The following is a 16,455-nucleotide window of genomic DNA, read 5'->3' as shown; positions in this document are numbered from 1 at the left end:
CGAGCGGTCGACTAGGGTGACCGGGTGAAGATCGCGCTCATGGACTCCGGAATCGGCCTTCTCGCGGCCGCGGCCGCGGTACGCCGTCAGCAGCCCGACGCCGATCTGGTGCTCTCCAGCGACCCCGGCAGCATGCCGTGGGGCCCCAGGTCGACCCAGGACATCACGGCCCGCGCCCTGGCGGTGGCCCGCGCCGCCGCCGCGCACCGGCCGGACGCGCTGATCGTCGCCTGCAACACCGCGTCCGTCCACGCCCTGCCGGCCATCCGCGCCGCGCTGGAGCCGGCGATTCCGGTCATCGGCACGGTGCCCGCCATCAAGCCGGCCGCGGCCGGCGGCGGCTCCGTCGCGATCTGGGCGACCCCGTCGACCACCGGCAGCGCCTATCAGCGCGGGCTGATCAGCGAGTTCGCCACGGGCGCGGATGTCACCGAGGTGCCCTGCCCCGGGCTGGCCGACGCCATCGAGTACGCCGACGAGGCCGCTATCGACGAGGCCGTCGCCGCGGCTGCCGCGCTCACCCCGTCCGGCGTAAGGGCCGTCGTCCTTGGCTGCACCCATTACGAACTGGTCGGTGAGCGGATCGCCGACGCCGTACGGCGGCACGGCAGCCCCGCCGCCGAGCTCTACGGATCGGCGGGCGCCGTCGCCGCCCAGGCGCTGCGCCGCATCGGGGACCGGCCCACGTCCGGCGGTACATCCGGCGCCGGCCTGACGGTGCTCCTCAGCGGAGAGCAGGGACCCCTCCCCGTCGCCGCACTGACGTATGTGGAAGGGCGCCTGCTGCAGGCCGTCAGCCCCGCCCGCTGAACGCGCGCCCCCCGCCGGACCGCCGCCGCCCCCGGGGAAGGTGGGTAGGCTGCTACGCATGAGGGACCACAGCGAGCCCGGCTCCCGGGTCTGGACCGGCCAGGCGACCAACCGTGTGCAGTGGCTGCTCTCGTTCGCCGGGGCGGCGTGCCTGGCGCTCGGGATCGAACTGGCTGTGGACTCCGCCTGGACATCGGACCGGGCGCCCCTGCTGATGGCCGTGATCGGCTGCGTGCTGGTCGGCCTCCTGATGCTGTACGGCACCCTGGCCTTCGTGCACGTCTCGGTGAAGGTGGACGACCACTCCTTCGAGGTGCGCTGCGGCTATATCGGTCTGCCGCGCCGCCGCATCCTCCTCGACCACGTGGTGGGCGCCGACTTCGACCCGGCCGTGACCCCGCGCCAGTGGGGCGGCTGGGGATACCGGTGGCGCCCCGAGAAAGGGTCCGCCGTGGTGGTGCGCCGCGGGGAGGGCCTGGTGCTCACCCTCGGCGACGGCCGCAGCTTCACCGTCACCGTCGACGACGCGGAGGCCGCCGTCCGGATCATCCGCGACCGGCTGCGGCTCTCGCCGGGCTGACCGGCCCGCAGGGAGCGGACTGCCTGTGGCCGCGGCGCTCCGCCGCGTCCTTCGCCGCCGCCCGCGGGCCCGCACTTGCCGGACGCACAGCCCGCCACCGTAGACTCCGCCTGGTGAGCGCCCCCACCACCTCCACGGACGAGCCCGAGCGGCTCTCCCCGCAGCCCTCCGAAGAGCCGCGCGGACGACGTCTGGCCCGCCGCCTCGTACGGCCCGCCGCCGCTGTCGCGTCCGGCCTGCTGCTCTACGCGAGTTTCCCGCCACGGCCCCTGTGGTGGCTGGCGCCCGTCGCCTTCGCCGTGCTGGGGCTCGCCCTGCACGGACGCAGGGCCAGGGCCGGGCTCGGTCTCGGCTATCTCGCGGGCCTCGGCTATCTGCTGCCGCTCCTCGTCTGGACGGGGGTCGAGGTCGGCCCCGTTCCCTGGCTGGGCCTCGTGGCGGCCGAAGCGGTCTTCGTCGCTGTCGCCGGCGCGGGAATCGCGTACGTCTCCCGGCTGCCGCTCGGGCCGCTCTGGGCCGCCGCGGTGTGGATCGCCGTCGAGGCGGCCCGCGCCCGGGTGCCGTTCGGAGGGTTCCCCTGGGGGAAGGTCGCCTTCGGGCAGCCCGAGGGCGTGTTCCTGCCGCTGGCCGCCGTCGGCGGGACACCGCTGCTCGGCTTCGCCGTCGTGCTGTGCGGTTTCGGCCTGGGGGAGCTGGTACGCCGCCCGGCGGCCCTGCGGCAGTTCGCGGACCGCCGGATCGTCACCGCCGCCGTCCTCGCCGTCGCGCCGGTCGCCGCAGGCTTCGCGGCGCTCCCGCTGGTCGGCACGGGGGCCCAGGACGGGACCGCGACGGTCGCCCTCATCCAGGGAAACGTCCCGCGGATGGGGCTCGACTTCGCCACCCAGCGCCGCGCGGTGCTCGACCACCACGTGAAGGAGACGCTGAAGCTGGCCGCCGACGTGAAGGCGGGCCGGGCCGAACAGCCCGACCTGGTGCTCTGGCCGGAGAACTCGTCGGACATCGACCCGTACCTCAACGCCGACGCCTACGACGAGATCGACCGAGCGGCCAAGGCGATCAAGGCCCCCATCTCGATCGGAGCCGTCGTCACCCCGGACAACGGCGCCGGATCCCCGCTCAACCAGCAGATCCTCTGGGACCCCAGGAAGGGCCCGGTCGACACCTACAACAAGCGCCGGCTCCAGCCGTTCGGCGAGTACATGCCCTACCGGTCCTTCTTCCGGCTGTTCAGCTCCGACGTGGATCTGGTCCGCAAGGACTTCGTACCCGGGCACAAGGCGGCCGACTTCGACATGGCGGGGACCAGGGTCGGCCCCGTCACCTGTTACGAGGCCGCCTTCGACTGGGCCGTGCGGGACCAGGTCAGGGCCGGGGCGCAGATCATCTCCGTACCGAGCAACAACGCCACCTTCGACCGCAGCGAGATGACCTACCAGCAGCTCGCGATGTCGCGGGTGCGGGCCGTCGAGCACAGCAGGGCGGTGATGGTCCCCGTCACCACGGGTGTGAGCGCGGTGATCCGGCCGGACGGCTCGGTCGCGCAGAAGACCAGGATGTTCACCGCCGACGCGCTGGTGGCGAATGTGCCGAAGCGCTCGTCGCAGACCCCGGCCACCCGGCTGGGGACGCTCCCCGAGTGGCTGCTCGTCGCGCTCGCCGCCGGCGGTGTCGGCTGGTCGGTCGTGCGCACGGTGCAGCGGCGCAAGCCGTGAAGGAGCCCGGCTGAGCGACGGTTAGGGTCGGGGCATGGCTACTCCTGACTTCATCCGAGAGATCCGGGCCACCGCCGGGCACCAGCTGTTGTTGCTGCCCGGCGTGAGTGCCATCGTCTTCGACGAGCAGGGGCGCGTGCTGCTCAACCGGCGCGCCGACACCGGCCGGTGGGCGATCATCGGCGGCATCCCCGAGCCGGGCGAGCAGCCCGCCGACACGGCGGTCCGGGAGGTCTACGAGGAGACGGCCGTACGGTGTGTCGTGGAGCGGGTGCTCCTCGTCCAGGCGCTCAAGCAGATCGAATACCCGAATGGCGACCACTGCCAGTTCATGGACATCAGCCTGGTCTGCCGGGCCACCGGGGGAGCGCCCCGGGTCAATGACGACGAGTCCCTGGACGTCGGCTGGTTCGCGGTCGACGCCCTTCCGGAGCTGGCCGAATTCGCGCTCGCCCGGATCAGGCGGGCGCTCACCGACGGCCCGACGTGGTTCGAGCCCGCCGCCCCCGGCGCGCTGGAGCAGAGCGCGTGACCACACACCCGGCGTCCTCGGCCGCGCACGCCCCCCTCGGTCTTGATCTCGCCGGCCGCACCGCGCTCGTCACCGGAGCTGCGGGCGGCATCGGCGCCGTCTGTACGCTGCGCCTCGCCGCCGCAGGCGCCACCGTACGGGCCGCCGACCGCGACGAGGCCGGACTCGGAGCACTCGCCGGCCGGGCGGCCGGGCTCTCCGGCGCCGTCGTTCCGTACCCGCTCGACCTGACCGATCTCGAAGCCGCCGAGCAGGCGGCGGCCGGTACGGACATCCTCGTCAACAACGCGGGCCTGCAGCTCGTCCGGCCCATCGAGGACTTCCCGCCTGAGGTCTTCCACACCATCCTGACCGTGATGCTGGAAGCACCCTTCCGGCTGATCAGGGGCGCGCTCCCGCACATGTACGGACAGGGCTGGGGGCGGATCGTCAACGTCTCGTCCGTGCACGGGCTGCGCGCCTCCGCGTACAAGTCCGCGTATGTGGCGGCCAAGCACGGGCTCGAAGGCCTCTCCAAGACGGCGGCCATCGAAGGCGCTCCGCACGGGGTGACGTCGAACTGTGTGAACCCCGGCTATGTGCGCACCCCGCTCGTGGAGCAGCAGATCGCCGATCAGGCCGCCGCGCACGGGATCCCGCGCGAGCGCGTGGTCAGCGAGGTCCTGCTCAAGGAGTCGGCGGTCAAGCGCCTCGTGGAACCCGAAGAGGTGGCCGAGGCGGTCGCCTACCTCTGCACCCCGCAGGCCGCGTTCATCACGGGGACCTCACTCGCGCTCGACGGCGGGTGGAGCGCGCGTTAGCGGGCCGGGTCCCGGTCTTTCGCGATATAAGCGCGCGCACCGTCCTCCAGCCGCGTGCGGAGCGTGAAGAACAGTTCGGCCGCCCGGATGCCGACCCACTGCTCCGGAAGCAGTTCCGCGGGGAGACCCGGGTCGAGATAGGGGAGCTGCCGCCAGTCGGTCAGCACCCGGACGTAGTCCACGAACGCGTCACGCCCGGCGGCCCCCGCGGCTTCGGCGTGATCCGGCAGGCGCTCCAGGACCTTCTCGTGCTTTCGGACGAACTCGCCGTACAGGTGCTCCAGTTGATCGAGATCCCACCACTGCCGCACTTTCTCGTCCAGCGGGCCGAACGCCAGGTGGTCGGCGCGGAAGAGGTCCGCGTAGCCGTCCAGCTCCAGCCGGCGCAGCATCCCGGCGGTGGCGTCGTAGAGATGCGCGGGCGCGATGTAGACACCGGCGGACGCCGTGCCGAACCCGAGCCTGGTCAGCCGGGAGCGCATCAGGTGCCGCTTGCTGCGCTCGGACTCCGGCACCGAGAAGACCGCGAGCAGCCACCCGTCGGCCGGTGTCGCGCGGTCACGGCGGAAGATCCTGAGGTCGCCCTCCCGCAGGACCGAGAGACCCTCGTCGGAGAGGGCGTACCCGGCGGATCCGCCGCGCCGTTCGGCCCGCAGGAGCCCCCGCCGCTTCAGCCGCGAGATCGACGACCGCACGGCGGGAGCCTCGATGCCCAGGTCGGCGAGCAGGGCGATCAGGGTGGCCACCGAGAGCCAGCCGCCATCGCTCCTGGAGCAGAGGCCGTACACCGTCACGATGAACTGGCGGGGCTGCGCGGAACCGGCTGCGGGCTCGCCCTTCGCGGGTTCATCCGCCTCTGCTGCGATCGTCACCCGGGGAGGTTACCAACGGGCAGGCCGGAGCCTGTGCCACCGGGAGCTGCGGACCGCGGGCGGGGAGTCCCGCCGGCGGGCAATTCGGCCCGCGCCCCGTTCCGTTGATCCACCGGGGGTCTACGATGTCGCTTCCGCGTGCTGCTGCGTCAGGAGGCCGGGTGCCGGACAGGAGGACCGTACGGCGTTCGCGCCGTGCGCTGATCACAGGTGGTGCGGCGCTGGCCGCCGTGCTGGCGCTGGCGGGCGCCGGGGCAGCGGGTCTGCTGGGCTCCCACGGCCGCTCCGCAGGCGCCCCCGGCGGTCCGCCGCACACGGATGTCGACGCGTCGGCTGGGAGCTGCGGGGCCGGGTGGCGGCACCCGCGCCCCGGCACCCAGGTCTTCGATGTGCACAACACGTCGGGTACGCCGGTCGAGGTGTATCTGAAGGACACGGCGAGCGGTGCCGTGTACGGCGAGCTGGAAGGGCTCGGGCCCGGAACCACCCGGGCCCTCCGGGTGACGATCGCGGGCGGTTCCTACGCCTTCGGCTGTTTCCCCGACGACGCCGCGTCCGTCACGGGACCCACCGTGCGCGTGCCGGGCGGCAGCGGCGGCAGCGGTCCGGCCGCGGTGCCCGTCAGCCAGCACGATCTGATCCCGCCGACGCTGAGCTACCAGAAGTGGGTCACCGGCCGGATGGGGTCGCTCGTCGGCGCCGTACGGAAGCTCGACACCGCGATCCGCTCCGGCGACCCGGCGCGGGCCCGGGAGGCCTGGCTCACGGCCCACCTCGTCTACGAACGGCTGGGCGCCGCCTACGGCACCTTCGGCGACGCCGACGCGGCGGTCAACGGAACGACCGCGGGTCTGGCCGGCGGTGTCCACGACCGCGAATTCACCGGATTCCACCGCATCGAGTACGGGCTGTGGCACGGCGAATCCGCCACCGCCCTGCGCCCGTTCGCAGACCGGCTGGTCAAGGATGCGACGGCCCTGCGCACGTCGTGGCGGCAGGCCCGGATGGACCCGCTCGACCTCGGGCTGCGGGCACACGAAATCCTGGAGAACACCGTGCAGTTCGAGCTCACCGGCCGAACCGACTACGGCAGCGGCAGCAACCTGGCGACAGCCCGCGCCAACCTCGACGGCACCCGGGTCGTCCTCTCCCGGCTGAGGCCGGTCCTCACCGGCAGGTATCCGCGGCTGGCGGAGCTGGACGCCGCACTCGACAGGACCGGAGCGGTGCTGGACCGTCAGGAGCACGGAGGGCACTGGCTCCCGCCCGCCCGGCTGGGCCGCACGGAACGCGAGAAGGTGAACGCGGCAGTGAGCGGTCTGGTGGAGCGGCTCGCGGACATCGCGGCGCTCTGCGATGTACGGAGGTCCTCCTGACGCTCCGTCGCGACCGGCCGCGCCGGGTCCGCACTGGGCCGACGGCAGGGAATCGGCCCGGACACGCGGTCACTGACGTGCCATGACCCGGGCCGCGGCCGACGATGGCCCGGTCACAAGGGTGCTGACGGGGCATCGACGGGGTCAGGCCGGCGGACTCAACGGTTTGTTTGCTCAATTTTGTTTGTCCACCGGATGTCAGATGTTCACTCCCGTGTCATGGTGATGGATCGTGTCAGGGTGTTGAGAGGTGCATGACAGGATGCGCCGGGCCGGACGTGGAAGGCGGAACCGTATGGGCAGCAAGGGCAGAGGAGCAGTCGCGCGCCGCTGGGGGGCCCTGGCGGGAGCCGCCGCGCTGACCGTGTTCGGCGGCGCCGCGCCCGTCCGGGCGGCGCCGCACGCGGCCGGCCACCACGGGAGCCCGACGGCGACCCCGGTCAAGCACCTGGTGGTGCTCTTCGACGAGAACATCTCGTTCGACCACTACTTCGCGACCTACCCGCACGCCGCGAACACCGACGGCACGAAGTTCACGCCGTCGCCGCGCACGCCCCGCGACATCGACAACCTCCGCACGGCCGGTCTGCTCGACAGGAACCCCAACCAGTACCTGCCCAAGCGGCTCGGCCCCGACCAGGCCATGACCTGCGACCAGAACCACTCGTACGGTCCCGAGCAGTACGCGTACAACGGCGGCAAGGCCGACAAGTTCGTGGAGAACACCGACTCGGGCAAGTGCTCGGGCAACCTCTTCGGCGAACCCGGCCTGGCGATGGACTACTACGACGGCAACACCGTCACGGCGATGTGGAACTACGCCCAGCACTACGCCCTGAACGACAACTCGTTCGGCTCGGCGTACGGCCCCTCGACCCCCGGCGCCATCGAGCTGGTATCGGGACAGACGCACGGTGTGGTGTCCACCGACCCGGCCTCCTCCACCGAGCACCCGGAGCGGACCCGCGAACCCGATCCCGCCGCGGTCGCCTCACCGGACGCCCACGGCGTCGGCACCATGATCACCGACCCTGACCCGGCCTACGACGACTGCTCGGGCAACGACCACACCAGCAAGTCCTCCCTCGCGGAGCTGAGCGGCAAGAACATCGGCGACCGCCTCAACGAGAAGAACGTCAGCTGGGGCTGGTTCCAGGGCGGCTTCCGGCCGAGCACCCCGTGGAGCGGCAATCCGGATCAGCTCGCCAAGTGCGGCGGAACCACACACGCCAACGCAGGCGGCGAGCAGGTCGTGGACTACAGCCCGCACCACGACCCCTTCCAGTACTACCGCTCGACGGCGAACCCGCACCACGTGGCACCGGAGTCGGTCGCCGAGATCGGTCACGCGGGGCAGGCCAACCACAACTACGACCTCACGGACTTCGACGCCGCCCTCACGTCGGGCAACCTGCCGTCGGTGAGTTTCCTGAAGGCGCCCTCCTACCAGGACGGACACGCCGGATACTCAGACCCGACCGACGAACAGGACTTCCTGGTCGGCCAGATCAACAAGATCCAGCAGGCTCCGCAGTGGAAGGACACGGCGGTCGTCCTCGCCTACGACGACTCGGACGGCTGGTACGACCACGTCTACGCCAAGCCGCTCAACGGCTCGAAGGACACGACCGAGCAGACGAACGGGAAGACGGTGGACTCACCGGCCTGTCAGAAGGGGCCCGCGGCTGCGGGAGGCTACGCCGACCGGTGCGGGCCGGGCGCACGCCAGCCGCTGATGGTCATCTCCCCCTTCGCCAGGGTCAACGCGATCGACCACACCCGGACCGAGCAGACCTCCATCATCAAGTTCGTCGAGGAGAACTGGCACACCGGCCGTATCGGCGACCACTCCTTCGACACCCGGGCCGGGTCGCTGGAGGGGATGCTCGACTTCCGTCACCCCAATGGCAAGCAGGTGCTGCTGAACAAGGACGGGTCCGTCAGGTCGTCGGGGCCGATCCGCTCCGTGGCGCCTGTCGCCGCGCGGATCACCGACCCGCAGCGGCAGAGGGTCGCCATCCAGGAGCTCTCCACCAGCGGGAACTCCCAGCCCGTCCTGGTGACCGCGGGCGTCCTGGGCGCGGTGGTGGTCTGCGGCGCGGGCGTCGCCCTGGCGGTCCGCCGCCGCACCGGACGCGGCGCGGTCTGAACCGCGCGGTGTGACGCCGCGCGCGGCGTCACACCTCCCGGATGCGGCGATGCGCCGGGGAACGGGGCCGTGCGGCCCGTTCCCCGGCGCGGTGTCGCCGGACAGCCCGCGGCTGTCCCGGCGCCTCAGGTGGAGCCCGCGGGGCCGACCTGGGTGCGCAGCCGGGAGATGTTCACTGCCTGGCCGGGCGAAGGGGTGCTCGTCGGCACCGGCTTGTCGAAGTCGGAGAAGCCCACGGTCGCCAGGGTGGTCTTGTCCCTGGCCTTCACCGTGACCTGGACGGGGTAGGGCTTGCCGTGCGCCGCCACGGACAGGATCTCCTGCCGTCCGCCGCGCACCCCGCTGACCGGGATGACATCGACGCCGTGCAGCTTCATCGCCTTGCCCTTGGTCAGCGGGCCGTCGCCCGAGGTGGCCCGTGCCGTGCTGCTCTTGAGGAACGAGTTCAGATCGCAGATGTTCGCGATGCCCTGCAGCGGCGGGTCCGTCTTCGTCCCCTCCAGATAGCGGCCGTCGAGCACCGACTCGGCCGCGCTGCCTCCGGGCACCTGGTTCTTCCAGAACGCGGCGTCCGGCTTGATCCAGATCTTGTTGCCCCGCTTGATGATCTTGACGGAGCCCTGGCTGCCCAGGCTCAGCGAGCCGCGGCAGTTGGCCTGCCGGTCGAGAGTGAGGTCCATGTGGGTCGGAGTGCCCCTGGTACCGAATCTCCCGCGGACGTTGATGTGCAGGGACGAGGTCCCGAAGAGGGCGTCATGCGCCTTGTTGGCGATCTCCTGGGCCGGCAGCGATCCTGTCCCGCCGTCCGCGACGGCTGAGCTGCCCGTCGCGATCGTCAGAACGACCGCCGCTGAGCATGCCGCCAGCGGCTTGGCCATGCGGTGTCCTGTCAACGTCGCCTCCTGCAGATATGCCTGGTCAGGCCTGTGGGACGTTCACGACGAGGCTACGCCCGCCGTGCGAGTGACGCACGGCGGGCGTAATCGTGGTGGTCACGGGGGGTGCCGGCCCCGGTGGCCACGGGGGCCGGTCAGCCCGTGTACGCCTCCAGCTCGGAGAGCTGCGCGGCCGGCCAGCCGGTGTTGGCGGTGACGGTCACCCGCAGATAGCGGACCGCCGTCCCTGGCAGGGTGAGCGTGGCCGTGTTGCCGCTCGCCGGGTCGAAGGTGTAGCCCGCGGATGCCTTGAGCGTGCTGTACGAGGCGTTGTCGGTACTGCCCGACACACTCAGGGTCTGCGTACGCGTGGCCCACGCCGCCGACGGGGGCACCTTCAGGACGACCCGCTTCACGGCCTTCGCCGCCCCGAGGTCCACCGTGATGGTCTGCGGGAAGGCGTGATTGGTGCTCTCCCAGTAGGTGTCGGCGTTGCCGTCGACGGCCTTGGCTGCCGGGTACACATCGGCGTGTCCCGACTCGGTGACGGGGCGGCCCTTGGCGAGGTTGCCCGGGTCGGCGGGCGGGGTCGTGGGCGGGTCCGTCGGCGGGCTGGTCGGGGGATCGGTCGGCGGGTCGGTCGGGGCGCCGCCGCCCTGTGGCACCCCGCCGTTCGTCCACACCGGGGTGGGCCAGGTGCCGGTGCAGACCGGCGGGTCGGCGTACCAGCCGGAGTTCCCGGTGCCCTGGGTGATCTGGAAACCGGAACCGATGCAGTTGTGGATCGGGTTCTGCTGCGCGATATGGGTGGCGGTCACGTTGGTGAACGAGGCCGTGCCGGGCGCCTGGATCTGCAGTGCGTATGTACCCGCGCCGTCGATCTTCACGTTCTTGAAGTGCAGCCCGTTCGTGGCCCCCTCGATCAGCATGATCGCGGCGTACGAACTGTCCAGGATCTCGGTGTCGGTGATGTTGATGTTGCCGTTCACCGGTTCGTTGAGCCCGCTGAACCAGACGGCGCCCACGCCGAACTGCCAGTTGAAGTCGTTGTTCCCGGTCCGGATCAGGGTGTTGCGCGCGGCTGTCGTCGTGCCGGAAACCGCCGTGCCCTGCCCGGAGTTGACACCGGGATACCGGTTGGCGATATGCAGGCCACCGCCGTTGGTGATGGTGTCGGCCATCACGTTGTCGGAGATGGTGATGTCCTTGCCGCCGTACGTCACGATGTTGTTCGCCAGGATCGGCAGGACCACGGTGTTGAACGTGAACTTGTTGTTGACGTTCGGGACGTTCTCCGCCCACATGGCCAGGCCGTCGTCACCGGTGTTGCGTACGAAGGTATTGGTGACGGTGGAGTTGGTGACGCCCATGTGGAAGTTGACGCCGTCGGCGGTCTGGTCGAGGATGCGGCTGTTCTTGATGGTGAAGTTGTCCATCGGGCCGTCCATCCAGGCGCCGACCTTGGTGTGCTGCATCCACACGTCGTCGACCGTGGAGTCCGAGAGCGCGCCGCCGATCGCGTTGACCTGGTCGTTGTCCTCCCGCTCGCGGATGTCGCCCATGATGGCGAAGTCCTTGAGGGTGACTCCGCTGCTGCCGCCCGCCGACGCGTACTTCCCGTACACACCGACGGCCTTGCTGCGGTCGGCCGGATCGCGCCCGGTCAGCACGCTGTACCAGGGGCCCGCCCCGGCCAGTGTCACCTTGTCGACCACGATGTGGTCCCGCACCTGGAAGGTGCCCTGCGGGATGTACACCGTCTTGCCCTGGGCCTTGCCCGCGTCGACGGCGGCCTGGATCTTGGCGGTCGAGTCGGCGGCCCCGGTCGGGTCGGCTCCGTAGTCGCTCACCACGTCCAGCGCCCCCGCCGGCTTGGCGATCGGGGCGGCCACCTGCTCGAAGTCGGCCAGGTCGATGGTGAACGTCGGCGACTGCGCGGTCGACGACACCTGGAGACGGATCTTGGTGCCCGCCGGCAGGGTCGAACCGAACATGGTGCGTGTCTCGTCGTAGAAGTGGTGCGGATTACTGTCGCCCGGGTTGTTGTTGAAGGGGTAACCGCCGTAGTACCAGCTGTACTTGGAGGTGACCGGCACACTCTTGAGCTGGTTGCCGTTGACCTTCAGATCGATCGAGGCGTCCCGCCCCGCGCCGTCCGATGTGTCGGGCAGGGAGTAGCGGAACGACATGGCGTTCGCGGGCGAGGCGAGGGTGAACTCGACGTACTCGCCGGTCGCGTCGAGGGTCACGGCCTGACGTCCCGACGCCTCGGACGGCAGATGGCCGTAGAGACGGTCGGGCCCGATCAGGGTCCCGTTGGTGGCTGCGTACTCGGCTTCCTGTTCCTTGAAGGGCACGGTGGCGCCCCGGCCGGGAACGCCCACGGGGGAGGGGGCGGGCACCCCTGCCGCCTGGGCGGAGGGGGCGCTGGAGAGCACGACGGCTGCGGCCGTCCCGGCCACGGCGAGTGCCATGGAGAGCGATGCGGAGAGGCCGCGCCGGAGCAGGCGGCGTCTTGGGGGAGGTGTCACAGACATACGTCCTTGCGGCTCGTGGGGACTCTGCGGACGCCGAAAGGCTAGAAGTGGTTCCGCAGGAAGTCTATGAGTCTGCGCAAGAAACAACGACTCGCATGCAAAATACTGACTGCTCGGCAGTATTAGATCGGTGCATATGGGTGCTGATCCTTCAACTGCTGTCGGGTGGGCGGTAGTTGCGAGACGTTCCGTATGGGCGGTTACCGGCCGAGCGCCCCGCGCCGCGTCGCGATTTTGCGCGGAAGTGATCGCGGCGCGCGCCACCCTCGTGCGGACAGCGGCCTGACCGGACGAGCCCCCGGGTGGCGCGTCAGCCCGAAGTCGGGTCAGGGGTGTTCGCTCCCGAGGCGGGGGAACGCCGGCCGCGCGGGGTGAGCGGGCGCGGCCCGCGTCCGGACGCGGGCCCGCCTGCCGGCCCTCCGGCGTCAGGCCGGGGAGCGGTCTCCGCGCCGGAGTGGCGCGCCACGATCGCCGCCGCGTCCGTGCCGCGCGGCAGGACCCCATACTGGTGGCCCCGCTCCTCACCAAGCCGCGCGCCGATGAAGGCCTCCGCCGAGGCGTCCGGTGCGTACCGCAGCATCAGCGACGACTGGAGTGCCAGCGCCATGCCCTCGACCGTGGCCCGGGCGCGGGTCTGCGCGGCGACGGGGTCGCGCAGGTCCTCGGCCAGATTCCGGCGCAGCCGCACGATGTGCGCGTCCAGGACCGGATGCGCGCCCGAGGTCCCCGCCAGCTCGGACCAGAAGGCGTCGAGGGAGTGCGGTGTCCGGGCGATCCCGCGCAGGACGTCGAGCGCGATCACATTGCCCGATCCCTCCCATACGGCCATGACGGGCTGCTCGCGGTAGCGCCTGGCCAGCGGCCAGTCCTCGGTGTAGCCGTTGCCGCCCAGGCACTCCAGTGCCTCATAGGCGTGGTGCGGGCCGCGCTTGCAGATCCAGTACTTGGACACGGCCGTGGCCAGCCGGCGGAACACCGCACCGGACTCGCCGCTGTCCTCCTCGTAAGCGGCGGCGAGCCGCATCGAGGTCCAGGTGGCGGCCTCCGTCTCCAGCGCCAGATCGGCGAGTACGGCGGTCATCGCCGGCTGGTCCACCAGCCGGGCGCCGAAGGCGGAACGGTGGGTGGCGTGCCACACCGCCTCCGACAGGGACTGCCGCATACCGGCCGTGGAGCCCAGCACGCAGTCGAGCCGGGTGTGGTTCACCATCTCGATGATGGTCGCCACCCCGCGGCCCGGCTCGCCGACCCGCTGGGCCCAGGTGCCGTCGAACTCGACTTCGGACGACGCGTTCGACTTGTTGCCCAGCTTGTTCTTGAGGCGCTGGATCCGCACGGTGTTGCGGGTGCCGTCCGGCAGTACCCGGGGGACGAGGAAGCAGGTGAGGCCCGCCCCGGCCTGCGCGAGGACCAGGAAGGCGTCGGACTGCGGAGCGGAGAAGAACCACTTGTGGCCGGTGAGCAGATGGGCCCGCCCTTCGGGGTCCGAGGGCAGCGGTACGGCGCGGGTGGTGTTCGACCGAACGTCGGAGCCGCCCTGCTTCTCCGTCATGCCCATGCCGAACGTGAGTCCCGCCTTGCGGCCCGGTGCGATCAGCCGGGGGTCGTAGGTACGGCTGAACAGTCCGGGGAGCCAGTCGCGGCCTGCGTCGGGGTCGCGCTGGAGCACCGGGACCACGGCGTGCGACATGGACATCGGGCAGGCGTGGCCCGGTTCGATCTGGGCGAACAGCATGAAGGAGGCGGCCCGCGCCACCGCGGCGCCGGGCTTCGGGTCCGCCCAGGCGGCCGTGTGGGTGCCGTACCGCACCGCGGCGCCGATCACCTCGTGGTAAGCGGGGTGGAAGTCGATCTCGTCGACGCGGTTGCCGTAGCGGTCGTGGGTCCGCAGCACGGGCGGGCTGGTGTGGGCCAGTTCGGCCCACTGCTGGAACTCCCCGGAGCCCACGAGGGATCCGATCCCGTGCAGCTCGGGTGTGTGGCGGTCAGCGCCGAACTCCCGGACGGCCGCCACCAGGGGGGTGTTGACGGCATACTCGTCGATGCCGGAGCGGGGCGGCACCTGGTTGACGACCTCATGGGTGAGCCGGGGTGCGGGGGCGGCCGGAAGGCCGCCGGGGGACGGGTGCTCCGTCATGGCTGAATCCTGTCTGCTGTCGGAGGGTTGCCGGCCGGTGTGGCCGGTGCGCTCGTGTCAGGGGCGGTGGCCCGCGCCGACGGCCCGGAGGCAGAAGGCGGTGATCCCGGCGACCACGGGCCCCGCCTCGCTCCGCTCGCCGACCGGCGAGAGCGGCCCGAGCAGTGCCTCGCTGATGGCTCCGATGACGGCGGCCGCGGAGAGGTCCGGGTCCTGCGCGGGCAGTTCGCCCGCCGCGATCCCGGCTGCGACGATCTCCCCGGCCAGTGCGTGGTAACCGCTGCGGTAGGTGCGGCGCTCCGCCTCCACCAGGGGGTCCACCCGCTCGGCAAGCAGGGCCCAGGCCGTCGTCGGTGACTTGAGCGCACGGGAGGAGAAGACCTCGATCAGCGCTCCGAGCCGGGCCTCGGTGCCGCTCCCGGCCCGCACCGCTTCCCGTACGGCCGCGAGTTCATGGCCTGCGGTGTGCCGGAAGACCGCCGCCAGCAGCTCCTGCTTGGAGCGGAAGTGCTGGTACACGCTTCCGGTGGAGACGCCGGCGCGCGCGGCGAGTGCGGCGACCCCCGCCGCGGCATAGCCCCCTTCGGCCAGCAGGCTCCGGGCGGCTTCGAGCAGCCGCTCGCGGTGGGCGGCGCGGGTCGCCTCGGTACGGGCCGTCTGCCGGTAGACCATGATCTGAACCCCGATTCATCTCTTCCAGGTCCACTGAACCACCGGTGCCTGCCCCGCGCAAGGACGGGCGCGGACGGGGCCCCACCGGTCGCCGGGTGCGTAACCTGAAGGCTCTGAAAGGTGGACCGGCCATGTCCTCACTCCCCGAAGGGGCCGCGGAACGCGGCACCCCGGCGTCCGCCTCCCGCGCCGCAGCCGTGCTCACGGGCCTGCGCCGGCCCTTCGCCCCGCAGGGCCCGTCCCTCCGGGAGCTGACCGTGCAGGCGCTCTCCTCGATCGAGCAGGGCTACGACCTGCTGGCGCCGAAGTTCGACCTGACCCCGTTCCGTACGCCCGACCGCGTCCTGGAAGCGGTCGGCGGCGCGTTGCGCCCGCTCGGCCCGTTCGGCGCGGGACTCGATGTCTGCTGCGGGACGGGGGCTGGCGTGGGAGTGCTGCGCTCCCTCTGCGCGGACCGGGTCACCGGGGTGGACTTCAGTGCCGGGATGCTGGCGGCAGCCCGCCGTTCCGGGGCAGGTACGGGGTCCCCGGAGGCGCAGTGGGTGCGCGCCGACGCCCGGGACCTGCCGTTCCGGGCGGAGTTCGATCTGGCCGTGAGCTTCGGTGCGTTCGGTCATTTCCTGCCCGCCGAACGGCCGGGACTCTTCGCCGGGGTCCACCGGGCGCTGCGGCCCGGTGGTGTCTTCGCCTTTCCCGTCGGGGCACCGCAGCCCTTCCGCTCCCCGCAGTACTGGACGCTGCTGGGCTTCGACGCGGCGATGCGGGTGCGGAATGTGCTGTGGCGGCCGCAGTTCGTCATGTACTACCGGACGTTCCCGCTGGGCGCGGTGCGGGACGACCTGGTCCGGGAGGGTTTCTCGGTGGAGCTGCTGCCGCTGGAGGAGTTCGGCCGGCGCCCGGACGGCAGCCCCCGCTGTCGCCTCGTGGTGGCCCGGCGGACATGAACAGGGCGGAGCGCAATCACAGGTGACGGGTCGTCAGTGAGGGTGCCCGGTATGGGCGTCTCGACATGGGCATCGACGACTTCGGGGCCGCCGGCGGGCCGCACGCGCTCAAGGCGCCCCCGACCTCGTCACAGCTCGGGGCGTGCGCCCAGACGGTCGAGCCGGCCCCCAACACCAAGTACACCCTGAGAGGTTGGGCCCAGGGCTCCTACGCCTGCCTGGGCGTACGGGGAGGGGTGACCGGAAGTGCCTGGACCAGTGCGGGCGACTGGTCGAAGCTGACGGTCCCGTTCACCACGGACGCCTCGGGCACCGCCACCGTCTGTCTGCACGGCTGGTACGGCCAGGGCACCGTCTGCGGAGACGACTTCACGCTGAGCTGAGCCGAACCGAGCCGGGTCGAACCGCACCGGGCCGAACCCGGCCGGGAGGGGCCCCGGGCTGAGCCGCGCTCTC

The 16,455-nt window shown here is 71.5% G+C and carries 14 protein-coding genes; 9 read left to right on the top strand and 5 right to left on the bottom strand.

The window, feature by feature from the left end; all coding sequences use genetic code 11:
* Positions 1-24 precede the first annotated feature (24 nt).
* The 5 genes from OG917_RS03660 to OG917_RS03640 all read left to right on the top strand — a co-directional run bounded on the left by OG917_RS03660 (position 25) and on the right by OG917_RS03640 (position 4,437).
* The gene (locus OG917_RS03660; protein ID WP_328316054.1) at positions 25-810 is read left to right on the top strand and encodes a glutamate racemase; all 786 of its coding nucleotides are present in this window, start codon (positions 25-27) and stop codon (positions 808-810) included.
* 58 nt (positions 811-868) lie between these two features.
* Entirely contained in the window at positions 869-1,390 is a 522-nt protein-coding gene (locus OG917_RS03655; protein WP_328316053.1) for a hypothetical protein, read from the top strand.
* A gap of 113 nt (positions 1,391-1,503) precedes the next feature.
* Complete coding sequence (gene lnt / locus OG917_RS03650) at positions 1,504-3,105, top strand: apolipoprotein N-acyltransferase (protein ID WP_328316052.1); 1,602 nt, start codon at positions 1,504-1,506, stop codon at positions 3,103-3,105.
* A 34-nt stretch (positions 3,106-3,139) separates the two neighbouring features.
* A complete protein-coding gene (locus OG917_RS03645) occupies positions 3,140-3,637 on the top strand; it encodes an NUDIX hydrolase (RefSeq protein WP_328316051.1) in 498 nt (165 codons plus the stop codon).
* Entirely contained in the window at positions 3,634-4,437 is an 804-nt protein-coding gene (locus OG917_RS03640; protein WP_328316050.1) for a 3-hydroxybutyrate dehydrogenase, read from the top strand. Before OG917_RS03645 ends, OG917_RS03640 begins: the two co-directional genes overlap by 4 nt.
* Here the strand turns inward: OG917_RS03640 and OG917_RS03635 are convergent.
* Positions 4,434-5,303: a PaaX family transcriptional regulator gene (locus OG917_RS03635; protein WP_443059056.1), complete on the bottom strand. Its 870-nt coding sequence runs from the start codon at positions 5,301-5,303 to the stop codon at positions 4,434-4,436. The genes OG917_RS03640 and OG917_RS03635 overlap by 4 nt on opposite strands.
* 131 nt (positions 5,304-5,434) lie before the next feature.
* Here OG917_RS03635 and OG917_RS03630 point away from each other — a divergent pair, with 131 nt between their 5' ends.
* Together OG917_RS03630 and OG917_RS03625 are read left to right on the top strand one after the other, a co-directional pair.
* A complete protein-coding gene (locus tag OG917_RS03630) occupies positions 5,435-6,685 on the top strand; it encodes an EfeM/EfeO family lipoprotein (RefSeq protein WP_443058905.1) in 1,251 nt (416 codons plus the stop codon).
* Positions 6,686-6,980: 295 nt separating this feature from the next.
* Positions 6,981-8,834 (top strand): phospholipase C, encoded by a 1,854-nt coding sequence (locus OG917_RS03625; protein WP_328316047.1) that lies wholly within the window; start codon positions 6,981-6,983, stop codon positions 8,832-8,834.
* 125 nt (positions 8,835-8,959) lie between these two features.
* On the opposite strand, the gene OG917_RS03620 is transcribed toward OG917_RS03625, so the two are convergent.
* The 4 genes from OG917_RS03620 to OG917_RS03605 all read right to left on the bottom strand — a co-directional run bounded on the left by OG917_RS03620 (position 8,960) and on the right by OG917_RS03605 (position 15,055).
* On the bottom strand, positions 8,960-9,727 hold the full coding sequence (locus OG917_RS03620; RefSeq protein ID WP_328316046.1) for a hypothetical protein: 768 nt from the start codon (positions 9,725-9,727) through the stop codon (positions 8,960-8,962).
* Positions 9,728-9,864: 137 nt separating this feature from the next.
* Complete coding sequence (locus tag OG917_RS03615; RefSeq protein ID WP_328316045.1) at positions 9,865-12,240, bottom strand: discoidin domain-containing protein; 2,376 nt, start codon at positions 12,238-12,240, stop codon at positions 9,865-9,867.
* 316 nt (positions 12,241-12,556) lie between these two features.
* Entirely contained in the window at positions 12,557-14,383 is a 1,827-nt protein-coding gene (locus OG917_RS03610; RefSeq protein WP_328316043.1) for an acyl-CoA dehydrogenase family protein, read from the bottom strand.
* Between the two features lie 57 nt (positions 14,384-14,440).
* The gene (locus tag OG917_RS03605; protein WP_328316042.1) at positions 14,441-15,055 is read right to left on the bottom strand and encodes a TetR/AcrR family transcriptional regulator; all 615 of its coding nucleotides are present in this window, start codon (positions 15,053-15,055) and stop codon (positions 14,441-14,443) included.
* Positions 15,056-15,186: 131 nt separating this feature from the next.
* Between OG917_RS03605 and OG917_RS03600 the strand changes: the two genes are divergently transcribed.
* Positions 15,187-15,999: a class I SAM-dependent methyltransferase gene (locus OG917_RS03600; RefSeq protein WP_328316041.1), complete on the top strand. Its 813-nt coding sequence runs from the start codon at positions 15,187-15,189 to the stop codon at positions 15,997-15,999.
* A gap of 65 nt (positions 16,000-16,064) precedes the next feature.
* The gene (locus OG917_RS03595; RefSeq protein ID WP_328316040.1) at positions 16,065-16,382 is read left to right on the top strand and encodes a hypothetical protein; all 318 of its coding nucleotides are present in this window, start codon (positions 16,065-16,067) and stop codon (positions 16,380-16,382) included.
* Positions 16,383-16,455: the final 73 nt, after the last annotated feature.

Origin of the sequence: Streptomyces sp. NBC_00388, assembly GCF_036061255.1 — a bacterium.
Taxonomy (GTDB): domain Bacteria; phylum Actinomycetota; class Actinomycetes; order Streptomycetales; family Streptomycetaceae; genus Streptomyces.
Note: the sequence above shows the minus strand (reverse complement) of the source record. Positions and strands in the feature narration are given on the sequence as shown.

Bases quoted from the DNA above. Each gene is read 5' to 3' on its own strand.
- OG917_RS03600 (WP_328316041.1), top strand. From the start codon at position 15,187: ATGTCCTCACTCCCCGAAGGGGCCGCGGAACGCGGCACCCCGGCGTCC.
- OG917_RS03625 (WP_328316047.1), top strand. From the start codon at position 6,981: ATGGGCAGCAAGGGCAGAGGAGCAGTCGCGCGCCGCTGGGGGGCCCTG.
- OG917_RS03655 (WP_328316053.1), top strand. From the start codon at position 869: ATGAGGGACCACAGCGAGCCCGGCTCCCGGGTCTGGACCGGCCAGGCG.
- OG917_RS03605 (WP_328316042.1), bottom strand. From the start codon at position 15,055: ATGGTCTACCGGCAGACGGCCCGTACCGAGGCGACCCGCGCCGCCCAC.
- OG917_RS03610 (WP_328316043.1), bottom strand. From the start codon at position 14,383: ATGACGGAGCACCCGTCCCCCGGCGGCCTTCCGGCCGCCCCCGCACCC.
- OG917_RS03645 (WP_328316051.1), top strand. From the start codon at position 3,140: ATGGCTACTCCTGACTTCATCCGAGAGATCCGGGCCACCGCCGGGCAC.
- OG917_RS03630 (WP_443058905.1), top strand. From the start codon at position 5,435: ATGTCGCTTCCGCGTGCTGCTGCGTCAGGAGGCCGGGTGCCGGACAGG.
- OG917_RS03595 (WP_328316040.1), top strand. From the start codon at position 16,065: ATGGGCATCGACGACTTCGGGGCCGCCGGCGGGCCGCACGCGCTCAAG.